This window comes from Mucilaginibacter sp. SG538B, assembly GCF_013376065.1.
Taxonomy (GTDB): Bacteria; Bacteroidota; Bacteroidia; order Sphingobacteriales; family Sphingobacteriaceae; genus Mucilaginibacter; species Mucilaginibacter rubeus.
Genome location: NZ_JABMJI010000005.1, coordinates 114,527 through 139,338, shown reverse-complemented (window position 1 = coordinate 139,338; position 24,812 = coordinate 114,527). Strand labels below are relative to the sequence as shown.

The window sequence follows — 24,812 nt, the reverse complement described above, 5'->3', positions numbered from 1 at the left end:
ACTTGCCATATGCCAAACGCTCAGCCATACAGGATCAGTTCTATCACCGAGATACACCGGCTCATGGCACTGCCCAAACCGCAACATCCGCTGATCAGTATCGTTGACCTGAAAGGCCTGAAAAATGATCACGACATTAATGCTGTTGTATTTGACCTGTACGTGATCTCGATGAAAAGAGGCTGCGACAACCTCATCTACGGGCAGCAGAAATATGATTTTGACGAAGGTTTAATGGCCTTTTTATCACCCGGTCAGCTCTTGCGGGGAGATGAGAACGGGATACCTGCCAGCCTGGAAGGCTGGATGCTTTTCGTTCACCCGGATTTTTTATGGAACACATCGCTTGCATCCAAAATCAAGAGATACGATTACTTCGGGTATGCTACCCATGAAGCTTTATTCCTGTCTGACAAAGAAGAATCGGTTATCAATGACCTGGTCAGAAATATCAGGAACGAATATCATTCCAACATTGACAAATTCAGCCAGGATATTATTATTGCCAACCTGGAAACGCTGCTGAACTATGCGGAACGCTTTTACCAGCGCCAGTTTATTACCCGTAAGATCACCAATCATAAGATACTGGAGAAGGTTGAGAACCTGTTAAGGGACTACCTTAGCGATGAAGCTTTGCTATCCAAAAGCGCACCGACCGTGCAATACCTCGCTGACACGCTGAACGTTTCACCAAAATACCTGAGCAGCCTGTTAAAACAGCTCACGGGGCAGACTACCCAGCAGGTCATCCACGAGAAAATGATCGAGAAAGCCAAAGAGCAATTATCGACCACGATGTTATCGGTAAGTGAGATCGCCTATAGTCTCGGATTCGAACATTCCCAGTCCTTCAGCAAGTTGTTCAAAAGCAAAACCAAGCAATCGCCGCTGGAGTTCAGGGCTTCGTTCAACTGAGATCAAAAAAACTCTTCAACTACCTGAACTTTATTCCGGCAATGACTTGCGACCTTTGTGTTATGGAAGAGATCAAATTTCCCGATATCAAACCAGGTCAGGGACCTGTGGTAATGCTGAACCTGATAAAGTTTAAAGACAAGAAAGTCTATTTCGAAGACTACATCCCAGCCTTTGGGCAAGTAGTACAGCAGTTGGGTATTGAAGGTGTTAATGTGAGGTTTGTAAGCGAAGTGATAGCAAACATAGTTGCCGATGAGGATGAACAATGGGACGAGGTTGTACTTGTTGAATATCCAAGTGCCGAAGCGTTCATGACCATTGCGCAAAGCGGGGTTTACCAAACTATAGCAAACCCGCTCCGCTTGGCCGGCACCGCGGAACTTAAACTGATCATGACCCGGCAAATTGACTTTTAAAAGTTATACTTGCGCAATGTCTCCACTTATCCTGCGTAATTTCGCGTTGCACGTCGTACTTGCTCCTGAGGAAGAGGAGCAGGTACTTGCGTTGATGCATCATAAAACCGCCAGGAAGCGGGAGCTGTTAGTCTCTCCCGGGGAAACAGAACGGCACATTTACTTTGTTGAGGAAGGGTGCTTGCGGATGTTTCATACTGATACGGATGGCCAGGAACATAACCTTTGCTTTTATCCGGAGAATTGGTGGGCTTGCGATAACGTAAGCTTTTTCAAGAGGAAACCTGCAACCCATACCATACAAGCGCTGGAAGATTCAGCGCTATGTTATTTTACCTTGCCAGATCTGGAAGATCTTTTCAACCGCGTTCCAAAACTGGAGCGGTTCTTCCGGATTCTGATCCAGAACGGGTTTGACATGTTCCAGCGACGGCTCACGTCCAGTCTTTCACTGACAGCCGAACAGCGATACCTTGAATTTCGCAGGCATTATCCCGGGCTTGAGCAGCGGATCAATCAAAAACATATTGCCAGCTATCTGGGGATCACCGCCGCCTTCCTCAGTATGATGCGGAAGGAAAAAGACCTCTAAGATATCTATGGACAATTCAATTCCCCGTAATCGGTCCCGGTATTGTACCGGCGATAGATTGGTGCGCTGCTTAAAAAGTCTATTGAACGATTGTGGATGTTCAAAACCCAGCCGGTAAGCGATCTCGGCCGTAGTAAGGCCGGTTTGGTTCAACAGCACTTTTGCTTTATCGGTCAATGCTAAATGAATGTGCTGCTGTGTGGTTTTTCCGGTCAGAGACTTAAGCATAGCGGAAAGGTAATGCTGCCGGTAAACTTTTGCATAAGCTTCCTGCTTTAAAAAACATGCAAGTCAGACTTGTGGCCAGTTCCAGGATTGTCCCGATAATGGCTGAGATTTTCGATACAAATTTACCCTCAAACTTTTAACGGACGTTGATGTATATCAACAAACGTAAAAATCCGCGTATTTCAATAAAAGGGGTCGTCTGAATTGTCAGCGAAGCCCGCAATCATCCATTTCTTAAAGTTTCTGTTAAACGGCATGATATCTTACTCGGTTCAAAACAGGATAAGGCTGCGCTTTTATACGATAACTCTTCTCCCGTTTTTGAGCTGTTTGAAAAGTCTTTTTGTCCGTTGGAACACTACAATTTCGACTTCAGCCTGCTCAGCCCTTCCTGCGTTATGTTCAGGTAATTAGCCACCAGCCGGTTAGGCAACCGTCTGACGATTTCCGGGTTTTCCTTCAGCAAGGCAAGGTAACGTTCTGTGGCATCATTGGTGATAAAACTCATCAGCCTGTTCATGTTGACCACATAAGCATATTCAGCTGATGGCGGTAGAATTTTTCCTATACAGGGAGCGTATCTACCAAAAATCCGTCCTGTCCATATACAGCAGTTCTGTCTTGAGCACGGCTCCCATGTATTCTTTAGAAGGCTTCTGTGTAATAAAGGAAACCATGGAAGCCGAAGAGTCATTTATAAAAAAGGAGAGTCAACCAACTCTCCTTTTTATTTGGCAATCATTATCTGTTAACTGCCTTATCCTATAAAGAACTCCGGGTTGATACAATCCGTATGCGATGCTCAATCAGAGGAATCGCTATTTAAACCGCTGTGGAACTCGTCGTATTCTACTTCGAGCGCTTTCAGAATCCGGTTTAGCGTCAACAGTGTAATATTGGCCCCCCGCTCATATTTCCCATAGGTCGACCGTGGAAAATCAAACTCGTTCGCGAAAGCCTCGTAATTTGTATACCCGCGCAACAAGCGGTAAAACTTCAGACGCGCACCCATACGTTTGAAATATTCCTTTTCCGTTTCTGTAACCGGTTTAGCTTTCTTTCGGGCACCCATGACCTCAAAATAAAGCAAAAGAAAAACAGACTGGTACGCCTTTTAAAACCCACTATATATAGTGTTTTCTATATAAAAATCACTAACTTTAACATTATTGGAGTAAGTAAAATGACGGCATCTATCTTGAAAAAACAGATAAAAGAGCTCCGTGTCAGCACCTCGTTTGCAGCGACGTGTGAAAAAATGGGCTACCCGACACTGGAAGCAATCCTGAGCGAAAAGCCGGAGCAGATCCGGGAAAAAAAGGGATTCAGCTACACCTGGCTGGGCGAGCTCATCGATGTACTAATCAAAAATGAATTATTGCACCTGCTGCAGCCTATACGGGGAAATAGCGAAGTTTGAGTGCTGCGGATGCATTATTAAAAATACCGATCATACGCGCAGCAGTCTGCTGACTGATATTGTAATAGGCATTGCTCAGGCTGTCTGCAGAAATATGTTCCTGGCGCTTCGTTGTAAAGACTTTCGCAGCATGCTCGAAAATCGCCGTAAGGCTGACAGCACCATAAATGCCCTGATCATAAAATGCCCTGATCAGGCATGCCAGGTAAGCAACTGATATATTCAGCGGGATCTTCGGGCAGGCTTCTCCGGGAACTGAACCCAGTGAAAGGAAAGTGCCCTGTTCATAGAGCCAGGTTTTGTAAAGATCACAGATGCCCGTCCAGCGCTTATCGAAACACAGCGGGTTACCGGTTTTGGCTAAAGGAATGTTTATACTTTGATCGAGTAAATATTTGCCGCGAAAAACGGCTTCTATCTTTTGCATATCCCTTGTAGCCTGCTCCTGTAAATATTGAAAAAACAGGAAATGATTGAAGTTAACTGCCATGAGCCTGTTGACCAGTCCCTGTTCCGTCATTCCGAAGAAATTTAACTCCCGATGATTAAGTTCACCAATTAACTTTTCCCTGTAAAAAAGGTCGCCCAACGTCCCCGTGCCCTCCGCTATCTCCGTATAAAGCGGCGGCAGGCAATGGCACAAACAACGACGCAAATGATCGTTTATTTCCGAACTTTCAAGCAGCGCCATAAATAATTCGTAGTCCGGCCGGACCTTCTGAAGCCTGTAATTGTAATATTCCAACGCCACGAGCTGTTGATGTTGGATAAAATCACCGTAGAACAACAGGAGATCATCCATCAGAAGGTTAAGATGTTTCAGGCTGTCGGCATCCGCGCCGTGCTGTGAAATCAAACCGGAAAGAAATTTAAAGTGAAAATCAAAATAGCGGCGTATTGAAGTATCGTTTTTTACAGAAAAAGCCGCGGCCGCCCAGGCTTCCCTGACCGTGCCGCAGCATTCAGATACAAGTTTACTGAAATCACGTCCGGTTACAGCGCTGTCCTTCTGCTCTTTTTTTCCGAGTTCAGGTTTATCAGCCAGAAATCCAAGTTCGTTCTTCAGCATTTTATCCGTATTAGCGCTTTAGAAATGTGTAGATGATGCCACTGTGGTACAGGTCGTGGTCGGATCTGTGTTGGTCGAGGTTTCAAACATTTTGTCAGCGCCCGCTTTGCGATAGCTGTAGACCTTCGTGGTTTTTGGTGGTGTTAATTTTAATCTTGTCATAATTATTTTTTTTCTATAATATGTATTTCAGCACTTATCATTATATTTAAATGCAGACGACAGTTTTCAGCGGATGAACGACACTTAAATCCCATATGAATGTAAAACCGGCAAGGAATTATCGAAACATAGGCTACCATGTGATTTGCTGGACATGTTATATCGGATATGAACTCTTCTTTGCCATATTCTTCTTCCATATTCCAACCACGGTACCTGATTTTATCTTTTTTTATGGTTGCAACATATTGCTCTTTTATACCAATTTCTGGGTATTGGGTAAATGTCTTGACAGACTACAGCCCGCCTATGTTCTTTTGGCTGCGCTTGTTACAGCTGAACTGATTTTATTTCTCGCTATCAAAGGCTTTCGCGATTTCCTGTATATGAAACCAGCCGGCTGGGGCGATTTAAACAGGGAAAGGTTCAGGCAGGTTTTAGCCATGGATTTTTACAGAAATATTTATTACCTGTTTTTCTCTACTATTATTTGGGCTGTTCGATATTATCCTCGGTTCCAGCACCGCATGGCAGAAACGAACCTCCAAAAGGCGCTGTCGGAAAAAGCAAACACTGAACTTCAATACAAGTTCGCACAGTCCCAGAACGCATTTCTGAAACAACAGATCAACCCTCATTTATTATTTAATACCCTTAATACCGTTTACAGCAATACATCACTCCAGTCTGCAGAGGATGCAAATGCGATCCTGTTGCTTTCTGAAATCATGCGGTACAGTATTGAAGATCCAGAGCCGGACGGACGCGCACTGCTGAGCGAGGAACTACTACAGCTAAATAAACTGATAGCGCTTAATACCTACAGATATCAGCAGACTATACAAATTGACTATAGCCTTAGCGGCGACCCATCGGGGCATAAAATCATCCCGCTGGTGCTGATCACCCTGACAGAAAACATGTTCAAACACGGGGACCTCCGCTTTCCCCCACGCTCAATAAGCATACAGATCAGTGACGGAGGACAACTGATGTTTGTAACCAGGAACATTCCCAAACCGGTCAGTACATCCGGGCGCCGGAGCAATACCGGCCTTACCAATACGAAACTCCGCCTGGACTATGCCTATCCCGGGAATTACAACCTGCAGGTGACCGAAGACGATGAATTATTTAAACTGGAACTAACCATAAATTTAAACACATGACGGTAGCCATTATCGATGACGAACCTGCCGCTGTTGCCCTGCTTTCAGCCTATGTTCAAAGAACAACATGCCTCGCCTTACAAGCCACCTTTACAGATCCTGTTGACGCGCTGGTGCAATTTAACCATAGCCTTCCGGACCTCACCTTTCTGGATATCGATATGCCGGGTATCAATGGTATCGATTTTGCCAGGATTATCGGTTCAAAAACACGCATTGTCCTGACAACATCCTTCCGGGAGTATGGTCCCGAAGCCTATGAACTACTGGTCTGCGACTACCTGCTCAAGCCATTTTCATACGAACGGTTCCAGCAATCAATAAATAAAGTCTCCGCAGCGCAAGGCAGGCCCCTCCCCGCAGGTGATTTTTTTTATGTACGCACCGAAAGCCGCGGCAAATACGTGAGGATCAATATCCCGGACGTCATTTCTTTAGAAAGCAAGGATAACAGTGTTATTATTTCAAAAACCTCGGGCCTGGTTACCGCGTTACATACACTTTCTGATATTCAGGCCTGGCTGCCCGCCCATCATTTCCTAAGGATTCACCGTTCTTTTATCATTAACCTGGCGGAAATTCAAGCCGTTGACCATGGACAGGTCCATATGAGCAACGGGATGGTTATTCCTGTAGGCAGACAATACCGGGAGGCCTTTATTGAAAATATGAATAAAGTGCTGGTCAATAGCCGGCAATAAAACCGTCACCGGTGAGCGTTCCGTTTTTCGCTGCAGTTACCGAGATCTTCAACAAACAATGCCAGATAAAGGCCTCATACCTGCGCTGGCCCGACGGAAAGATGCGGTTGACCTGCATATGTACCATATCCGCTATCAGTTTCTGCCTTTTTCTGCTACCCAGTGCCATGGAAATATGAGCAAGAGATTTCAACGCCTTCCAAAATCCATCAGCGCCATTGACTTCGCTTCGACCGTGGCGCAGCTGTTCTGTCAATCGCGGCCTTAATTCCCTGAAACGGTCATCCATTGTTTTTTTCAATTTCTTCCCGCCCCCATGCTCTGCAAAGAACGAACCGGCAGCCCATTGGCACAACCCGATGAGCTGTTCGTGATTCCTGCCAAAAAAGGTGGATATCATGTGGTAACAATGAAGCACAGGCCAAAGCTCGGCGTCGATTTCGTTTTGGTCCGGACCGCGGGACAGGAAGCGGCATATCATTTCGCTGCCCTCGCAGAAAACATTTTCTACGGTACCAATGAGCGCTTCGGAATACCGCTCTAGCTCGCGCTGGTAGGTGTCATAATATGCTTTCTGCACTATCCCCGAGGCCGGATCCCCCGTCAGTAACTCCTGCAGCCCGAACTGTAAATCCTTTACATCAGCTGCATTTGCCCGGAAGCGGACCCGGAGATGGCTCTCCGGGTCGAAATAGCGTACAAAAAACCATTGTTCGATCCTTCGCCGGTTTTGTTCCACCCATGGTAACAGGATGTTCAGCAATACCGTTTCGGCGCTCCGGGTCGTTGTGTATACTTTAATGTAGATCCATTCCGATCCCGGCGGAAAATCGCGGATGCCCTGCTGTCCGGCATCAGGTGGGGGTACCGGGAGATATACCCGGTCCGGGTTAAAGAGCGCAATAACAAACTGGCAAGAAAAGTCCCCTCCGGCCCCCTGCACGCGGGCCGGGCCTTCGATAAATTCGGTAATGACCGGGATCACCGGATCACGGAGCGATTCCAAAAAAAACAAAGCCTCGCTGTCGTTTGAAAGATCAAATACGAGCTGCTGGTCACCCCTGCCCGCGGCGATCCTGACCGGCATATGTCTTTCCCTGCAAAACAAATGGAGCCGGCCGATAGAAAGCGGTTCCAGGAGCAGGTGATCGACCTCTTCCCTGCGCAGGTGCCAGCGTCCCAGGCTCAGCACGACCTTACCATAAGTGATCCTGGGATAAAAATCCAGCCCCGGGAACAGCCTTTCCGGGTCAAAATCAAGACTTCCCAGCACAGATTGGTATTGCAGGTCGCAAAGAAAACGAAAAAGGGGCATATCGTTATGCCGGTAATTAAAAGCGGTTGACAGACGCGGGATTATCCGGCGCCCGGTTGGCCTGTGTAATAAAATGATCTCTCCTGCCTTCACGAAAAGTTCCAGGTCCCGCGGCAGCAAACTACCTTCCGGCGGAAAATGATTGAGCGGGATCACATTTTCATAAAGCAGGCAGCGCCTGTTGATATTATCGATTTTCCGGTGGCTGACCTGTAAAATTTCGGCAAAAACAATATCCGGGTTTGCTATGGATTCCTGCTTTGTGATCACTTGACAATAATCCCTGAAAACTTTCCCAAATACAGAAAAACGGCCAGTCAGGGCATTGGCCCCCGCTCCTCCGGCACTATTTAAAATGAGCTGCGTATCCGCCGGGGTGCACATGACGCTAATGGATGGGGGCATCGCTGTAGCCGGGGTTTGGAAGTCCGACAGATCATGCGCACTGATCTCTACGGGCTCCGTAGCATTCCTGTTCGCATTCTGCATCCATAACTTCATCAGCAGACGGTGGGCAGGGGTCCATTCCAGTGGATCGGCACTCTGCCCGTTCCGCTCGAAATCCAGACCGTTCAACAATTCATGGACATCCATTTCCAGCAACCCGTCATAAGCGAGACCGAGATCAGGGTCAAGCGCTTCCAGCAAGGGTACCCGGCGTTCTCCAAACTTTTGCACAAACCCGTCCCTGAATTTCTCCAGGGGAACAATGGTTCGGCTCCCGGAAAGCTTCGCGAGCACGCCGATGGCCTCACTGATCTCCTGCTGCCAGTGTTCTTCTATGCCCCGGTTAATATCTTTTATTTCAAGACCAGCATAAAATGACCGGCCGTTAAATCTCCCTTCCCTACTAAACAGATCTGCCAACAAGGGGGCTTCTTCCCGGTAATCAACACAAAACGAATCCTGGCATTCGTCTTCTTCCAGGAGCGATAAAGTGTCCTTGCTTAAAAGCACCTGTTCCGTCAACAGTTCCCAAAGGTGCATCCGCCCCTCCTCCGCCGTACAACCCGTTAGTTCTTCCAGAAAGGCTACAAGATCGGCGGTACTTAAAGGCGTGGCCGAAAGATGTTCCAGCAACCGCGCGTCCACTTCATCGTACTGAAGCTGGTAAGCAAAAAAAGACAGCTTCGCATTCTTTTCTGTCACAAACCGTATATAACGCCAGCCCGATGTTATGCCGTACAGGGTCGGATTAAGGGCGAGTATCGTATGGTCATCGAAGGATGCTGTAGCCTTGATCTCCATCCGCCTTTCAACCGAAGGCAGCATCAATAAGCGCGCTGACTGGCCGACAACTGCTTTCCTCACCCCGCTTTTCGCCCATGGCGCCAGGTAAAAACCAGCAAAAGCGCCAAACGGCACCGATCGGAAGCTCATCCGGTTAAAGAACTTCAGGGCAGTAAACTTTTCACGCCTGCCGAGCAGCTCATAATTGAAATCCTTTTTTTCAAGTTGCACATAGAACTCGGGAGACGCCAGCCAAAGTGCATTTTTAAAGACAGTCAGATTCAGGACCTCGCGCAATTTTTCTACCCGGTATGCCGACGGACTAAAAAACGGCCGCCTGACAAATACGCGGTCCCCAAATACCATTCGCTTGCTATCAATCATATCACTAACAAAAAGAGGGTTTACCACCCATTTACCACTGTTTTACGGTTTTCATCCCACCGTACTTTGTTCCAGACAATCACCGGAACATGAAAACAACTATTCAAACCTTGCTCATTTCACTGCTGATCATGCTGTTTATCTATGCAGCCTTAAGTAAACTGCTAACCTTTTCAGACTTCAGGCAGCAGTTATACAATCAGAACTTTTCACACGGTTTCGCCGCATTACTAACTTATTTCCTGCCTGTTGCCGAGATCATAACCGCGGGCCTTCTTTCCTTTAAGCGGACGGTACTTACCGGGCTAATTCTCTCGGCAATACTGCTTGTCGCTTTCACCGGCTATATTTCCCTGGTCATGCTGCATTACTGGGACCGCGTACCCTGCTCCTGCGGCGGCATCCTGAACCATATGTCCTGGACAACACACCTCATTTTCAACTGGTTCTTCCTGATCCTGAACCTGATCGCCATATACTTCTATTACGCTGAAAGAAAACAACCACTCCTATTAACTGACTGATCCAAACAGGGGAAAGCCGAAAACCTGCGAAAAGAGTAGGCAAACATTTATTCATCAAAGTTTTTCTGAGCGTTTTTTGATCCAATAAAGCGTTCCCACATCATGAAAGGCATGAAATTGAACCTCGCCGCCATCGCGGTATTATTAGGCACCGGTGCCGCATTTGCCACATCTGCTAAACCGGCCAATGTGAAATGGCGCCTGTTATCTACCGGCGCTTACCAGCAGGTTACAGGAGCTTACACCTGTACCGGTACAACTAACCTTTGTACCATCAGCTACCCGGCAGGACAGGATCCTAACATCGATAACAGTAACCCTGTATCACAGGAAGCCGGCACCTTCCATTAATTACTATGGCGGCCGGCGACCCGCCGACCGCCTTTCTTCACCTGTCATTTTGAGCAATTCCACTTCCTTTTATCTCATCAGCCGGTATCGGCATCACATAACGTTTATCGCCCGGCGGCAGGCTGAGCGTTTGCCCACCGGATTCCCTCGTTAACGTTTTGGCAAAACGCGGTTCCTTGTTCAAACGTTTCAGATCGTCCCAGCGCAATCCCCGGAACGCGAGCTCTTTCTGTCGTTCCATTAAAACTGTTTGCAATACATCCGGCGTATTCCCCACTGTAAGGGGAACATAAGAACCTTTCTTCCAGCGGGTCAGCAATAGTGTATTCAAATCATCCAGTGCCGCTGCCCGGTCACCTCTCCGGGCAAGGCATTCCGCCCGGATGAGATACAGCTCATCTGTCGCCAGTCCTCCGAACAATTCGAGACTGAACCCGGTATACCTGCCCTTGAAATAGGGAAGAATATCGCTGCTGTAGAATATATCTTTTCGCAGATCGTTGGGCTCATAAAGCCGGTACAATTCCGGATTCACCGTTAAGTTCTGGGCCAGGAACATTTCATACGAATTAAGATGATCATAGAGGATCATTTCCGGGTTACTGACCGCCGGCGACGACGGAAAGGGACTGTCTGCGGCCGCGTCGAGCCCGTTATAATCCAGTAAGGCCGGATGCAGTTTCAGTGCCGCCGTGGCATCAGCCAGAGCCTCATCGAACGATCCCATAGACAGACAGATCCTGGCCAGCAAGGCGCTGGCCGCCGCGCTGGTCGGCCTGCTTTGGTATGGGGCGCTGACCGGAAGCAAACTACCCGCTTCCTTCAGATCTTTAAGCACCTGATCGTATACCTGCTGCACAGTCCCCCTGCCAACTTTCTGATTTACATCAGACACGAGCCGCAACGGTATACCAGGATCAGTTGACGAAGCGTGTGGGTCATAAGGTTTACCAAACAGGTTCACCAGATTATAGAACGCAAAAGACCGCCAGAACAACGCCTCCCCTTTGGTGTTGTTCCTCGATTCCGCCGATCCGTTTCCCGGATTGGCCGCCAGGCCTTCCAAAACGATATTGGCGTAGAACACCTGCTGGTAGGAAACGTTCCAATCCAGTACCGACTGGCCTGCATAGACATCGTTCTCCCATAGGTAGGCATTTTTTTCCACGGGGCTGCCAAAGGTTTCCAATATATCATCCGGGATCTGCACTTCATCGGCTGATATCACCGGCAAACCGGGACTTTGATTAAATACTGTAAAATTGTCCAGTAAAGATTGAAAGTCCGTCGGCGTTGCCGGAACCAGCAGGGACTTGTCCGGCTTCTTTCCAAGATATCCGTTCTGGCAGGACACCAGCATGAACAGGCATACTGCACCTAACAGGACGGGATAAGCATATGGGTTGTGTTTTTTCTTCATCTCATCATGTGTTAATTTTTCATTTCGGTTAGAAATCGGCTTTTAGTCCGAGGGCGAAGGTCTTCACGGGCGGGTATGCAGCCGAGGAATAATCCGGGTCAAACTTTGTTTTAGTGGCTTTCCAAAGGATCCCCAGGTTATTCGCATACCCATAAATGGACAGTTGCCGTATTGGAAGAGACTTCAAGGCCGCCTTACTCAGGGTGTAGGATAAGGAGATATCCTGCAGCCGGATATTATCCCCTTTTTCCGCAAGAGCGGCCGAGTAATTATAGAAATTGTCCCGGCTTCCGTTCAGTCCCGCAGGCAGGGAGGGTACATTGGTATGCAGTTCATCACCCGGGTGCTGCCAGCGCTGACTGTATAAACCGGCGTAATAACCCTGCCCGGTCAGTATGGCATTGTAAGCGATACCCGGCTGCCTGAAATAGTACCCGAAACGATAGCTGATATTAGCCGACAAGGAAAACTGCCTGTAAGCAAAAGTATTTCGCAGCGCCCCATAAGTGGTCGGCCTTGCCGGTCCGATAAACTGGAGACTGTCGGCCGTCGCGGCATTGATGATCTGCGCATAATTTTTGCTGACCTGGCCGTTCAGGTATCCCCTCGGATCACCGGTTTGCGGATCAAGCCCCGCCCATTTATAACCATATAAGGCATAGAACGGCCTGCCCTGCATGGGATAAACCTGGCTTTCCCCGAAGCTGAGGGTGCTTGCTGCATCCTGTTTAAACGCGTAACCGGTTACCTCATCGGTCACATGGCTGAACAATAAGGTGGTTTGCCACTTGAATTCCCCCGTCAGGTTACGGCTGTTGATGGTCAGGTCGATACCCTTCCCACTGGTGTTCGCGGTATTCCCCCGGAACGTGCTGATACCTGTCGAAGGCGCGAACGCGATATCCCCGATCAGGTCGATCCCCCGCTTCCAGTAAGGTTCAACTGTACCGCTGATCCGGTTGCCCGCCGTCTCAAAATCAACGCCGGCGTTGATCACCCGGACGCGCTCCCAGCGCAGATCAGGATTCGGCGGGTTTCGTACCTGGGCGTAAATGGTATTGATCGCATTCCCGTCCAGATATTGTGCGGTGGTATAAGCCGAAAGCGTTTTATTGATATTTCCGTTAAAACCGTAGGTCAGCCGAAGCTTCAGGTAAGGCAACCATGCCATCTTATAAAAATCCTCCCGGTCCACATTCCAGCTCAAGCCCGCAGAGTACAATGGCACCCCCTGCCTGTTTGCATTCACCCCGAACAGGTTACTGCGGTCGCGCCTGGCGCTGGCGGATAAGGTATATTTATATCCATAGGTATAAGCGGCATTGGCATAATAGGAAATGTTGCGGTCCGTCAGGTCTGAAAAACTGTCATCATAGGGTACCGGAAGTTCGTTGCCCGGCGCCGCGTACTGCGGAACCGGTGTGATGTAATTAACCGGCAGCACCGTAGCATGTGCATCGTCATAACCGTAGGCCCGGTTGTTATCTGACACGGTATGCAGGTTACGCAGTTCGTAACCCGCGATCGCATTAAATGCGTGCCTGTCCCGCCAGGTTTTATTAAAACTCAGCTGCCCCCGAAAACTCTGGCTGCTGACCTCCGTATGCGTCATGTCGAGGATCCCCCCTTTCGGAATGCCATAAGTCAGGCTGCCGTCATCGCCTGCCTGGGTATAACTGTTCACCAGATCACGGGCATAATAAGTACTTTCCCCCTGTAAATTCCTGCCGGTCGTCAGGGTATGACCGTATTGGTACAGCACCGATGCCGACAATGCTTCGGTCAACTTGTAGCTAAGGGTAGTATTGACCCTGTAATCGGTCACGCCTAAAGTGTTATCCGCAGACCTGAGCTCTTCGAGGGGGCGATAGCTCCAGTCAAGCAAACCGGCATTTTCTGCGTTATGAATAAATACCTGTCGGTGGTCATGGGCGATTGGGAGCGGGTTGCCGGCCGCGTCCGCCAGCTGCGCATAAGGGTATAAGGTGTTCCCGGCACCGGTTTTCAGGCCGATCAGCCCGGTTCCTGCGTTACCCTGCTGCCTGTTACTTTCCGTCAGGTAAAATGCGGTGGTCAGCTCCAGCTTTCGCTTCAGCATGGAAACTGTCTGGCTGGCATTGAGCGTATAACGCTCAAAACCGTTATAGGTCAGGTTATCCCGGTTATGGTCATAGCCACCTCCAATGAAAAAACGCTGGTTTTCACTGCCGCCACTCAGGTTCAGCGCATACTGCTGGCTGATACTTTTCTGATAAAAATACCGGTCAAACTGGTTACGGACATCAACAGCCCGGAAGGCATCAATCTGCCGGTTCATATCATCCGCGCTGATTTTGCCGTCGCGTCCTGCAATCAGGAGCTCTACAACGGGCGTCAGCGCCGGATGGTTATAGCCGTTCTCCTGATTCTTATAAAAGCCTTTGGCGAACAACATTTTTTCCATGTCGATGAAATCCGTGGTTGACATCCGGGGCTGGTAAAAGGCGTCAGGTTTTTCGCCAACCGTGGTATTTGCATTGAACGAAACCCGCAAAGGCTGTTTATAGGCTGCTTTTTTTGTGGTGATTACAATGACGCCATTTCCCGCGCGTGAACCCCATATCGAGGCCGCGGCTGCATCCTTCAGGACCGTCATGCTTTCCACGTCATTGGGGTTAATATTATTGATATTCCCGTCATAAGGAAAGTTATCGATCACAATCAGGGGATTCGCATTTCCGTAAATGGTATTCTGCCCCCGGATACTGAGCGGGTTGGCATTGGCCGATTTGCCTTTGTTAAAGAGCAGGCCGGGTGTCACATCCTCCAGCCGGTCCAATACGCCTGTGCTTACACGACGGTTAAGCAGCTTATTATCCACCTGTACAAAGGAACCCGTGGCGCGTTCTGCCGGTATGGACTGATAGCCCGTAGAAACAACGACCTCTTTCAATTCAGCCGCCATAGCATTCAATACAATATTTACAGCAGTGCCGGTGCGGGATAAAACATTGATTTCCGAAGGCGTATACCCGACAAACGTAATTTCTAAGGTTACCTTACCGGAAATGCTGACGGAGAAATTACCGGCACTATCGGTCAGCGTGCTCCTGTCCCCGCCTTTGACCCTCACGGTAGCCCCATGTAATGGTAAACCGGCGTCTGTTGTCACATGCCCCCGGATGATCCCCTCCTGGCCAAAACCGGTTTGCGGCAACAATACCAGGCATATGCCCCAAAAAAATAAGCAGACCATTTTGTAAAAGCCCCCCATGTGCCCGGGATAATTTCGGTCTGCCTGGATATTTTGTAAAATTCGGATAGTCATAGTCAATAGTTTAGGTGATAAAATCTTAAGGTTTCGCGGCAACCGCGTCACGGATCACCAGCATCTCCATGTCGGCGGGCCGTTCCTCGAAACGCAGGTCATATCTGGCAAGTTCCCGGTTTACCTCCGCGAGGTCAGTCAGGTTACCCTTTAATGTCAGATCTGCTTTACCGGCGTAACCCGTTTCGTCCTTGAGCGGAAGCGGATGATATTGCAGCGGCAGCTGCATCCGTTTTATAAAAACACGCAGGTAACAATTGGTAAACCTGGCACCGAAGGCATCCTGCTCCACCGCGGGCGTCTCCCCTGCCGACCGGATCTTGTCAGCCCCCGAAGTCCGCACCAATACCAGGCACTTCACTTTCCGCATTTCGAGGGAAGCGTGGTACTTCGTAAAATATCCGCCGAGCTTTTCTTTCAAAATAGCATAGGCCCTGTTCCTGGCGGTGTCGGGCATGATCAGCTCCATACAATAGCCATGGCCCTGTTTCAGCCATTCCCGGAAATCGTCGCTGTTCAGGTTCCTTGCCGTAAGCGCGGAAGTATCGGCCGCTTCGATCAGCACCTCTTTCGGCCATTTGGAGTAAGCCAGTAAATAGAGTTCAGGGATCGTCTGGTTCCGGGCGGTCATGCGACGGTCCTCCCCTTCTCCCGGGATCATCGTGTTATTGTAATACCCCCGGCCGACACCTTCCAGGTAACCTGTTACCGCGAAAGCGATACCGGGATCATCCTCCTGGCGGTTGATCAAAAGATTATGCTCAGGATCGTAAACTTTAATCTCGTCCTTTTTCAATTTGACACCCGCATCCTGTCCGGCCAAGAAACGGTCGATCACCTCATTACTGAACGCCCTTTGGTCCGTGATAGCCTTTACGATACCATCCGGACCGATCCAGACCAGGTGCGGCAGTTCCGAATGCGGAAAAAGTTTGCCGAGCTCCGTATCCCCCACCACCATCGGCAGGTTATCCTTAATACCCCGCTCCTTTTCGAGGCGCGCGAGGAAAGTCGCCACTTCATTGGTACCCTGATAAGCAACGGGAACGATCTGTACTTTACCCTTATAGGTCTCTTGTATGGCATTTATTTTCGGGATCATTTCCACACAGGGTGTACACCAGGTGGCCCAAAAGTCAAGGATCAGCAGTTTACTTTTGAAAACAGACAAACCTTTCCCCGATAAGCCCGCACCATTGATTAAACCGGACAGCACCACCGGCGGCACCCTGTCCCCTATCTTTAGCGGAACTACCGAACCGACACCCGCCTTTATATCCGTATTTTCCTGTGCCCCCGCTCCGAAAAAAAAGCAAAGCAAAGCCAGGAAGCAAAAAAATCGCTTCATTTTAAATCACATTAAACAATAAATTATTGAACCAGAACAACCCGGCACCTGCCGGAAATACTAACCCGCGGTAACCAGGTCGTCATCATTGTTGCCGCCGGTCCTGCCGGAAGCATCATCGCTTCTCCCGCAGATGACACAGCGCCCGTTTGTCTTAATCTGCAGCTCGCAGATGCCATTGACCAGGCTGATCAGGCCATCGAAAAGATTGGCTACATCCCCGATATCAGGCAGCTCTTTGTCCGTTATGGTCTCCGTTGCCAGGGCAAAACCGCGAAAGGCCTCCCACAACCCCACCCTCACTTCCTCAGGATCGAAACTTTCAAAAAATACGCGGACGGCCTGCTCGGGTGTTCTAACACCCATATCATTCAGGTCTACTACTATAGCACCCATATACGACCAGAAAATAAATCATAAACTAACGACACAGCACAACCCTTCCGGTGAAAAACCAGTGGTTTCACGGTCAGGCAAAAGAAAGAAAACGGCAGCCGGTTTTAATTAACTATTAACGTAGCTGCCGTTTTCGATATTTACGTAGGGCTTTTAATGACGTTCTTGATGGGGTTTTGAAGGGGGTAAGTGATCTCGGCGTATGGAATGGTATATCTATTCAAAAGCAGAACAAACGATTTTTCGCCGTGAAATGCAATTAAAGCTTTCTTAAAATACGCGTCTTTCCTCACTTTCATTATTCATTAATGAATTAAGGAATCTCTAAAAATAGGCAGGGCCTTATGGCCATTGCACCTTGATTGACAGCCAAGACAATGGCACAGTAAGGCCCATACTCCTATTCTCAAGTGCAAAGTTAAGCACTTAAGGAGATATGGGCATTTATTCTTACTGCCTCGCGTCTTGGCTGTCAAACTTTGGTGCGACGAGACTCCTCGATTAATGCCACTTCCTTATTGGAAGTACAAATTTTAATTTAAACTCTTATTTCTGATAAAAATGTTTTTAATAAATCATTGATAAAGTAAATCTACATATTAAAAAATAAATATGCAAATAATATGAATAATTTTTAGCGTAAATTCTTTCCTCCCTTTATGGGATGAGTAAGAACGAAGATTACCAATATCAACTTTTACTACAACGTAGATTAAAGGAATTATTAGAAATGATTGGTTTAGAAGAATTGGGTTTTGCAGAGTTCACTGGACAATCAGAAGGACATATTTACGCAATTCTAAACGGCAATCGTAACTTATCATTATCCCTTGCCAAGTTGATTGGCGAATTATTGGAATTCGATGGTGAAAAATTATTTAACCTTAATTATAAAATACCGGAAAGAATAAAAACTGCGTCAGAATTGAATAATTTCAAGACCAAATACAAACTTAATCGAGAATATTTTCTCAATACATTGATTAATCGCAAAAGATCAATATATATAGAGAAAAAAGTGATTCCAAATTTTCCGTTTAATAGGCCGGCATATTTATCGGAAATACGAAACAAAATAAATGAAGGCATCGAGATTGATCCATTTGACAGCAATGAACTTTCAAAAATTTTAAATTATTTGGTATCACAAAATAAGTTATCAAAGAGCCGAGACCTCATTAAGAAAAAAAATGGCGAGCTTGGGACAAGAAAGGTCGATCTTTTTTTTTCGAAAAACGCTGAAGAGAAGCCGAAGATTTGAACTCAGCTTAATTTCGGAAATTGCAAAGTTGGTTGATTTTGAAAATTTTCGCTACTTCTACCAGAATTTCCGTTATCGATAAAATGATTTTTATAGGCTAGTTCACTCATTGATAATTATTAGTTATCCTTTATTGGTTCGCTAATTTATTAAATGCTTGCCATGTCTTCTAATGAATTCAAACTTATGATAATGTTCAGTTATCCATTATTGACTATATCAATATCAGCGAAATCCTCTACTATTTGGATACTAGAATAAGAACCACCCAATTGGAAATCGGAGTAAAACTACTATAATCATTGATCAAATCCGGCGGAAAGTCCTCGAGAAAATGTTGTGGTAACAGGCTTAAGCAACCGATAATGATCAGCTGTAATTTTCATAATCAATCATCTTTCTCCATTTGACGTCTAAATTCATTGTGACGCGTGATTTCATCCCAATCACGGCTCTCGAAATCGCTTTTACTTACTTCATACTCATAACCGATTATGCCTAGACGCTCCTCAAGTTTATTGACCTCATCGATTTTTTCCGAAATTTCATAGGGGTCCAAGGCATAATCTTCCAACCAGTCAACTTCATTGGAAATATGTTCGCTAAATAATTCGTCGAAATGAGCGGTGGTCTTTGTTGTATCATATGTATTAAAATCAAGCTGAAATTGGCCGGCCAATTTCTCCAGCAGATCGACAGCTTTAAACAAGTCATTCTCGCCCAGCACCAAGTCGTCGACGATCTCAGTTGTTCGGATATTCAAAGCTTCCTGAACGCGGTAGTTCATACGCGTACTCTCTAAGAACTCAGTAAAAGATTTATTAAGGGCATAGTCGAATAGTGATTCCCAATGACTGATAGAGTCGATCATTTCTACCAGGTAATCGTCTTTATCTTTATCCTGTACATACTTTTGAACGAAAGAAGCCAACCGAATAATATCATGGTCGCGGTAGCCTGCACGGGTATAATTCATGAAATTGATCATCATATCGCCTGCGATCTCTTGTGGCACTGCTAATTGTTGTCCATTCGCCAGTGTTTCCAGTGAGGTAGAGATTTGCTGAATGAACCGTACGGCATTCAATATCCTGCTGATCTCCTGCTTGTCGGTACCTAAAAATTGCAAGAGAAAATCCTTGATTGAGGGATTGCGCAGGTTCACTTTTCCGCCTTTAACAGTAATAAAGCCACCATCAAGCCGGATCAAGGCCGTTTTAAATGCATTAATTTCTTGGGCGGGTTCCCGATCCAGACGTTGATTAAAGGCTTGCTCTAGGGTTTTGATTTCCACAGGTCCCTCAAATGTCAACAACGTATTGAGTAACCATCGCTCAACATCGCCGATCTGTCGACGATAGGCATTGCGCCAGATTTTGATGGGGTCATTGAAGTTTTCTATGATAAATTGCCGGTATTCGTCCGGTGTCGTCGCCTCGATATTTTTAACCGTAGTGATGTATTCCACCGACCGGGGATTAAATCCCTGATGTTTTACTACAAAGGCGACCGTATCGGGTTCTTCGAAAACTGACTTCAAATCGTCTGGCAATTCGGATTCGTCTACGTGATTGCGCAATAGTTGCTCCTTAATGCTGGAATCGTATTCTTCCAAATTAAAGACCGTTTCACCATCCCTTATATGAAAGCGTTCCAGCTTTTCAGACTCATCCACAACTTTATTTAAGATATGAATGCGTGTTGTGAAAATCAACCGTTTATTCGGGCGATGTTTAATTCGACGTAGAATCGATATTAAGGCTGATTCACTACCTTGCGCACGATTAATCTCTTCTGAGTTACTACCAAGGAAGTCATCAAAGTAAATAAGCTGCTTGCTATCATCGGGGCGAATAAACTTTTCTGCCTCATGGATATTATCGTGAATATAAAGCAGTTCGTAGTCGTCCTTTAATTTTTCATAAATTAGCATTTCAGCCAATGTTGATTTACCAACACCCGGGTCTCCGGTGATAATCACGAAAAGATTCTCTTCCAGGCATCTCCTTGCCGCCTCTAACACGGGTGTGGTCACAAAAAGGCGCAGTCTGTGCGTTAATTCATGTTCGACGAAGTCTGCTGTACGATAATACATCTCTGCCGCCAATACTTTGGACAGCACAGCTGTATCAGAAAACCATAATTTAAAATGTTTACTTAACACAGTTTCGTGAATGGTCAGCAATTGATTGATGCCTTGTTTGCCGTAAATATCCTGCAGGCCTTTCAAATGCGGCGCAAGTAAAGTTTGAATTTGCTGTGTTTGACCAACTGTTAGGTCAACAGAGGTAGCTAACAGATACTTTCCGGGGTTAAGTTTAACGATTTTGGGCCTTTCAGAAACACGCAGGTGACGAAACAAACCGTCAAAACCAGTACGATAATAATGCTTGACTTGTCCAATCTCGGCATAAGGCACGGTATCTGTCGAACGTAAAAAGTCAACACCCTTGTCCTTTCCGTCTTTAAATAACCGGTAGTATGGAACGCCGCTATCATCCTGTGCAGCGTTTAAAAGATCGCAGACCAACATTTCCAGGTCCGAACTGCTAAGCGTAGAAAAATCATAAGACGGCATAAAAAATTGCGTTAAGGTTTTGTTAAAATTAGTAAAATTATGAAATAGTATAAAAATTCTTTCCCGTCAACTAAAAGAAAGGATGCGTTATTGTGCCGTCGCGAATGATTTAATATTCCTATATTGCTTGCCAAAGCTTAATACTAAAATAATTAGCATTAAGCTTTGGTTTAACCTATAATCATCCTAACTTTACACAAATGGCAAAAGAAAGTGTCTTAACAGCTGCAGAAAAAGAGTCGTTTGAAATCGAGCGGTTCATCTTCCACATCATTATCCAATCCGATCCGGCGCCGATTTATCTCGATGAGGTCGAGCTTAACGAAGAACAGATCAAGTTTTTTCAATTTAGATTTAAGGAGATCTCGGAAGGAATCCAGCACGTATTTAAAAACAGCGCTGACTCACAGTTTAAAGAATACTGCCAGCAATTGGTGGATGATCCTAACGGGCAGTTTGTTCGAATATCTAAAATCTTGTCGGCGTCCTTTAAAAGGGAACATTCAAAAAGCACCGCCGATGGCGTTTTCATTACTGCTTTAGTTAAGGTTGAAGGTTCACGGCAACTCATATTCTTATTAAAATTGGACAACCGTAAGGTTTATCAATACAAGATCAATAAATCTAAAGCCGCATTGGAAGAGATTAAGGACACCTTCGTGGAAGATAAAAAGGCGATCCAAAAATCGGCCTTGATAGATATTTCGGACTATTATGCCTGGGATGTGCTCGCTAAAGAGCGGACGCCCGGTTTGCAAAAAGGGATCAGGGAGTATTTTTCCAAATTTCTGGATGTAGTCGAAAAAGATACCCCGTCCAAGCTAACAGAAAAGGCGGTTAGTACGGTGCGTCAATGGGCGATTGCCAACAAGGCTGAATTAGACCCGGGCGAAGATATATCCAGTTATAAAAACCGGGCTATCGCTTATTTATCTGCAACACCTACATTTAAGACCGAGGATTTTATTAATTCGGTCGTTGTAGATGATGACGAAATGCGTATGGAAAAACTGTCGCAACTCCTGCAGGATTTCTGTGACGAAAAAGGGTTGACCGGCCAATCTTTTAAGCCCAACAAGAACAGTTTGACCCGGAACGTTAAAAAGAACGTGCGACAGACCGCCGAAGGTGTAAAAATTGAATGGGAAGGTAATCCTGAGGACAATTTAATCAGCATCCCCAATACTAAAGATCCTAACGATAATTTATTCCATATTTTAATAAGGACCAGCCGACTGGATGTTTTAGATCGTTAAATCTTAATCAAATGTTCACTGCGCAATTGATCGATAAGCTGGTCGGGATCAAAGCCATCTCCGATCATTACGTGGAAGACTGGGCTAGTCTTTCGCTAAAGGGGCAGTATGATCATTCTATATTTCAGTTGTACCACGAGTTGTCTGGTTTATTGACAGGTCAGGGGCAAATTCATTTTTTAAGACTTCTCTTAGACAATGATGAGGTCACTGTTGCGGATATTGACGATTACGAACAAAGTCCAAATTCTTTTTATCAGTCGACCTTGTTGTTTAATAAACAGGGCTTTCTGGAAAGTAACTTTCAACGCGAGGCGCAGTATCATAATTTTTTTCTGACTGCTGCTGTTTGCAAAGATTGGCTCGATGGGCTGAACCCAGTGGACGGTCGAAATCCGATCAATAAGTATTCACCATTGGTGATTTACGTTCATGATTTGACGGAGCAAATGGGCAGTGATACCTTTCAATTACGGCCCTTAGCTGCTAATACACAATTACAAGCTTCCGCTGAACGCCTGCCAACGTTTGGAAGATTGCAGGAAAGCATTCACTTTATTGCGGATTTTCCGGTTTCTTACAATCCGAATGCGTATGCTTTCGGGCCTGGCATTTACACTACTCCTCTGGGTGAGTCCTTGCTCAAGCTGGCAGAAATTGGTTTAAGTGTCAGCGTCGTCGATGAGTTTTACAGCTTTGACAAAGTTATTTTAAATGGTTTGAAGCGTTTGCCACTTAAAGTTGGAGAACAGCTGCAAGCTACCAATCATGCGCACATCGATAAAATGATCCGTTTGGTGGCCTGGTTATATGAAGATCGTGTTAACACCCGGAAAAAACTGTTTAATGAACGCTTAACGCTGGAAATTGATGAATCTGTTACGCTACTTCAAGCTTTACGTCAGCATGCGGACGGCGCTTGGGAACAAGCCAAAGAGCGTTACAATTTTGTCATTCTTGACCGGAAAGACGCCTATGTAAAAGAGCTTAAAGAGCTCTTGAAAGATCTGCGCACACAGTCCGATCTATACTCAACAAAAATCCGCACCTTACTTAGCAATTTTTTACGGGATTTACTCGCAACGCTGGTGCTTATTGGTTTTACCATCTTCACCAAGTTCACAGACAACATCGGTTTAGATAAACACCAGTTGCTCTACTATGTATTCGACGGCTTGGGCATCTATTTTATTTTGTCGATCATTTTTCAGGCAGCAGTAGATATCACGGATTTGCGTATTACGACCACTGAGCTACTCTATTGGAAAAAGGCGGCCAAAGAACTAATTTCGGAAAACGAATTCAACACGCATTACAAAATCTCACTTGAGGCGCGCAAGACAAGTATATGGATTATTTATCCACTAATTGCGGTTTGCTATTTTGCCATCGCATACTTATGTTTTAAGTATCCTTCTGTTATAGATTCTCTATTACTTTTCAATCCCAAGAAGTAACACAACTCGATATTCTTAGCAATCGTTGCCATTGCTGCAACTACTGATAGACAAGCTTTCGAAAAAGGGAAATGGACGCACTATGATCAAACTTTGGTTACATTGACTCATGCTGTTTTTCTTGGGAGATGACCGCAAACCCGAAATCAAGCTTGCGTTGTTACCTATCTGCATGCAGCTAACCAATTTTATGGAATCAGTCTCTGCGGTCTCGCCAAAGGGGGTATGCATAACAGCGATTACACCAGTGCCGACGAATGGCAGGCTACCGAAGACCTACACTTCAGCACCTTGATGAACATCGCTAAGCCCACCCAAAACTTGTAGGCTGCAAAATATAGCGCAACAAAGTCGTTAAAGGCACTTTAGCGAACGCATTACAACCGCAACTGCAACGCCATGCGCGGTGCAAAATGATGATAGTTAGCTGTCACAATTTTAAACTCGAATACCAATAACTTTAAATAGGAAAGGGCCAATAAATTGTCTGGCGACACTCAAAAATGGTTCATTAGGATCCAGAAACGCCTTTAACTTGGTTACTTCCTGGTGAACCATGTTATCCACTAGTTGATTAGTACCAATTCCCAGATTACTTTGCAAAGTAATACAGTTTTGTACAGACTTCATTTGGGCTTTAATTTTGGTGATTAACAACGCACGGTCATCGACAAGGTCTTTTCGCTGAAGAGCGCATATGTCAATGGTATGAGCGCCTTTGGGGTTTTCTATCCGATTGATTTTTTTTGACTTAATCAGTCCGTTGGGCTTAAAGTAGAGAAATAAAATAGGATCTTCAGCACAAGGATCTATAAGGTAACGGACGCGCTCTTCGGCAGCAAAATCGCAAGTCGGTGTTTTGAGTCTGAATTGGTCATCAGATAGCGGGAATTGATTCATTTTACCCGTCACTTTTTCCCCAATACCGACAAGTTCGAAAGTGTTTTTTCGATTGCAGTTCGAACAAGACAACAATAGATTTTCCCATTTTGCGGCAAGCCAGTAATACCCCGGCTTCACTACCTGTCCATCCGGTCCATAACCGCCCTTAGGACGGAAATGTTCAATATCCCCGGTCGTCACGGTAACTAACCGGGCTTCGCAATAGGCACATTTTCCATTGAACAACTTTTTGATTTGTTTCTTTACGTCTGCCGCTTTGTAAGCTGAAAAATTTAACGTCTGATTCGCATTAGCTGCAAGACGGTAAAGCAATATGGCGCGAAGTGTTTCCGTCCTTGCGCGCCCGCCTTTTTGAGTCAATGATGCTGGAACAGTTGCTAGAGTTCGGTCTACAAAAATCATAA

Annotated in this window: 21 protein-coding genes and 1 pseudogene; 11 read left to right on the top strand and 11 right to left on the bottom strand. The window is 46.1% G+C overall.

Annotated features, from left to right (window positions below; all coding sequences use genetic code 11):
* Positions 1-9: 9 nt before the first annotated feature.
* From FHW88_RS24095 to FHW88_RS24085, 3 genes are all read left to right on the top strand, one after another.
* On the top strand, positions 10-918 hold the full coding sequence (locus FHW88_RS24095; RefSeq protein WP_176628210.1) for a helix-turn-helix domain-containing protein: 909 nt from the start codon (positions 10-12) through the stop codon (positions 916-918).
* Between the two features lie 62 nt (positions 919-980).
* Entirely contained in the window at positions 981-1,337 is a 357-nt protein-coding gene (locus FHW88_RS24090) for a DUF1330 domain-containing protein (protein ID WP_176628209.1), read from the top strand.
* Positions 1,338-1,353: 16 nt separating this feature from the next.
* Positions 1,354-1,929, top strand: a complete 576-nt coding sequence (locus FHW88_RS24085) for a Crp/Fnr family transcriptional regulator (RefSeq protein ID WP_176628208.1) — start codon at positions 1,354-1,356, stop codon at positions 1,927-1,929.
* Between the two features lie 42 nt (positions 1,930-1,971).
* Here FHW88_RS24085 and FHW88_RS24080 read toward each other — a convergent pair.
* From FHW88_RS24080 to FHW88_RS24070, 3 genes and pseudogenes are all read right to left on the bottom strand, one after another.
* A pseudogene (locus tag FHW88_RS24080) lies at positions 1,972-2,163 on the bottom strand (helix-turn-helix domain-containing protein); the annotation flags it as partial.
* 352 nt (positions 2,164-2,515) lie between these two features.
* Complete coding sequence (locus tag FHW88_RS24075; RefSeq protein WP_176628207.1) at positions 2,516-2,665, bottom strand: hypothetical protein; 150 nt, start codon at positions 2,663-2,665, stop codon at positions 2,516-2,518.
* 294 nt (positions 2,666-2,959) lie between these two features.
* Entirely contained in the window at positions 2,960-3,229 is a 270-nt protein-coding gene (locus FHW88_RS24070; protein ID WP_176628206.1) for a helix-turn-helix domain-containing protein, read from the bottom strand.
* A 111-nt stretch (positions 3,230-3,340) separates the two neighbouring features.
* On the opposite strand from FHW88_RS24070, the gene FHW88_RS24065 reads away from it, so the two are divergent.
* Entirely contained in the window at positions 3,341-3,577 is a 237-nt protein-coding gene (locus tag FHW88_RS24065; protein WP_176628205.1) for a hypothetical protein, read from the top strand.
* Here the strand turns inward: FHW88_RS24065 and FHW88_RS24060 are convergent.
* Positions 3,552-4,646 (bottom strand): hypothetical protein, encoded by a 1,095-nt coding sequence (locus FHW88_RS24060; RefSeq protein ID WP_176628204.1) that lies wholly within the window; start codon positions 4,644-4,646, stop codon positions 3,552-3,554. The genes FHW88_RS24065 and FHW88_RS24060 overlap by 26 nt on opposite strands.
* A gap of 257 nt (positions 4,647-4,903) precedes the next feature.
* On the opposite strand from FHW88_RS24060, the gene FHW88_RS24055 reads away from it, so the two are divergent.
* Entirely contained in the window at positions 4,904-5,977 is a 1,074-nt protein-coding gene (locus tag FHW88_RS24055) for a sensor histidine kinase (protein WP_176628203.1), read from the top strand.
* Positions 5,974-6,678 carry a LytR/AlgR family response regulator transcription factor gene (locus tag FHW88_RS24050; RefSeq protein ID WP_176628202.1) on the top strand — a complete coding sequence of 235 codons (705 nt, stop codon included), beginning with the start codon at positions 5,974-5,976 and terminating at the stop codon, positions 6,676-6,678. The genes FHW88_RS24055 and FHW88_RS24050 overlap by 4 nt, the downstream gene beginning before the upstream one ends.
* Here the strand turns inward: FHW88_RS24050 and FHW88_RS24045 are convergent.
* Positions 6,662-9,589 carry a lantibiotic dehydratase gene (locus tag FHW88_RS24045; protein ID WP_176628201.1) on the bottom strand — a complete coding sequence of 976 codons (2,928 nt, stop codon included), beginning with the start codon at positions 9,587-9,589 and terminating at the stop codon, positions 6,662-6,664. The genes FHW88_RS24050 and FHW88_RS24045 overlap by 17 nt on opposite strands.
* 107 nt (positions 9,590-9,696) lie before the next feature.
* Here FHW88_RS24045 and FHW88_RS24040 point away from each other — a divergent pair, with 107 nt between their 5' ends.
* Both FHW88_RS24040 and FHW88_RS24035 read left to right on the top strand, forming a co-directional pair.
* Positions 9,697-10,131, top strand: coding sequence for a MauE/DoxX family redox-associated membrane protein (locus FHW88_RS24040; RefSeq protein WP_176628200.1), 435 nt, complete (start codon positions 9,697-9,699; stop codon positions 10,129-10,131).
* A 102-nt stretch (positions 10,132-10,233) separates the two neighbouring features.
* The gene (locus FHW88_RS24035; protein WP_176628199.1) at positions 10,234-10,482 is read left to right on the top strand and encodes a DUF6520 family protein; all 249 of its coding nucleotides are present in this window, start codon (positions 10,234-10,236) and stop codon (positions 10,480-10,482) included.
* A gap of 37 nt (positions 10,483-10,519) precedes the next feature.
* On the opposite strand, the gene FHW88_RS24030 is transcribed toward FHW88_RS24035, so the two are convergent.
* Genes FHW88_RS24030 through FHW88_RS24015 form a run of 4 tightly spaced genes read right to left on the bottom strand, consistent with a single transcriptional unit; the run spans position 10,520 to position 16,953 of the window.
* Positions 10,520-11,902, bottom strand: coding sequence for a RagB/SusD family nutrient uptake outer membrane protein (locus FHW88_RS24030; RefSeq protein ID WP_176628198.1), 1,383 nt, complete (start codon positions 11,900-11,902; stop codon positions 10,520-10,522).
* A gap of 28 nt (positions 11,903-11,930) precedes the next feature.
* Positions 11,931-15,209 carry a SusC/RagA family TonB-linked outer membrane protein gene (locus FHW88_RS24025; protein ID WP_176628197.1) on the bottom strand — a complete coding sequence of 1,093 codons (3,279 nt, stop codon included), beginning with the start codon at positions 15,207-15,209 and terminating at the stop codon, positions 11,931-11,933.
* Between the two features lie 25 nt (positions 15,210-15,234).
* Entirely contained in the window at positions 15,235-16,557 is a 1,323-nt protein-coding gene (locus FHW88_RS24020) for a TlpA family protein disulfide reductase (RefSeq protein WP_176628196.1), read from the bottom strand.
* A gap of 60 nt (positions 16,558-16,617) precedes the next feature.
* Positions 16,618-16,953 carry a hypothetical protein gene (locus tag FHW88_RS24015; protein WP_176628195.1) on the bottom strand — a complete coding sequence of 112 codons (336 nt, stop codon included), beginning with the start codon at positions 16,951-16,953 and terminating at the stop codon, positions 16,618-16,620.
* A 664-nt stretch (positions 16,954-17,617) separates the two neighbouring features.
* Here FHW88_RS24015 and FHW88_RS24010 point away from each other — a divergent pair.
* Positions 17,618-18,214, top strand: coding sequence for a helix-turn-helix transcriptional regulator (locus FHW88_RS24010; protein WP_176628194.1), 597 nt, complete (start codon positions 17,618-17,620; stop codon positions 18,212-18,214).
* A gap of 388 nt (positions 18,215-18,602) precedes the next feature.
* Here FHW88_RS24010 and FHW88_RS24005 read toward each other — a convergent pair whose 3' ends face one another.
* On the bottom strand, positions 18,603-20,792 hold the full coding sequence (locus FHW88_RS24005) for a hypothetical protein (RefSeq protein ID WP_176628193.1): 2,190 nt from the start codon (positions 20,790-20,792) through the stop codon (positions 18,603-18,605).
* A 200-nt stretch (positions 20,793-20,992) separates the two neighbouring features.
* On the opposite strand from FHW88_RS24005, the gene FHW88_RS24000 reads away from it, so the two are divergent.
* On the top strand, positions 20,993-22,048 hold the full coding sequence (locus FHW88_RS24000; protein WP_176628192.1) for a nucleoid-associated protein: 1,056 nt from the start codon (positions 20,993-20,995) through the stop codon (positions 22,046-22,048).
* Positions 22,049-22,059: 11 nt separating this feature from the next.
* A complete protein-coding gene (locus tag FHW88_RS23995) occupies positions 22,060-23,505 on the top strand; it encodes a hypothetical protein (RefSeq protein WP_176628191.1) in 1,446 nt (481 codons plus the stop codon).
* 438 nt (positions 23,506-23,943) lie between these two features.
* Here FHW88_RS23995 and FHW88_RS23990 read toward each other — a convergent pair whose 3' ends face one another.
* The gene (locus FHW88_RS23990; protein WP_176628190.1) at positions 23,944-24,810 is read right to left on the bottom strand and encodes a retron system putative HNH endonuclease; all 867 of its coding nucleotides are present in this window, start codon (positions 24,808-24,810) and stop codon (positions 23,944-23,946) included.
* Positions 24,811-24,812: the final 2 nt, after the last annotated feature.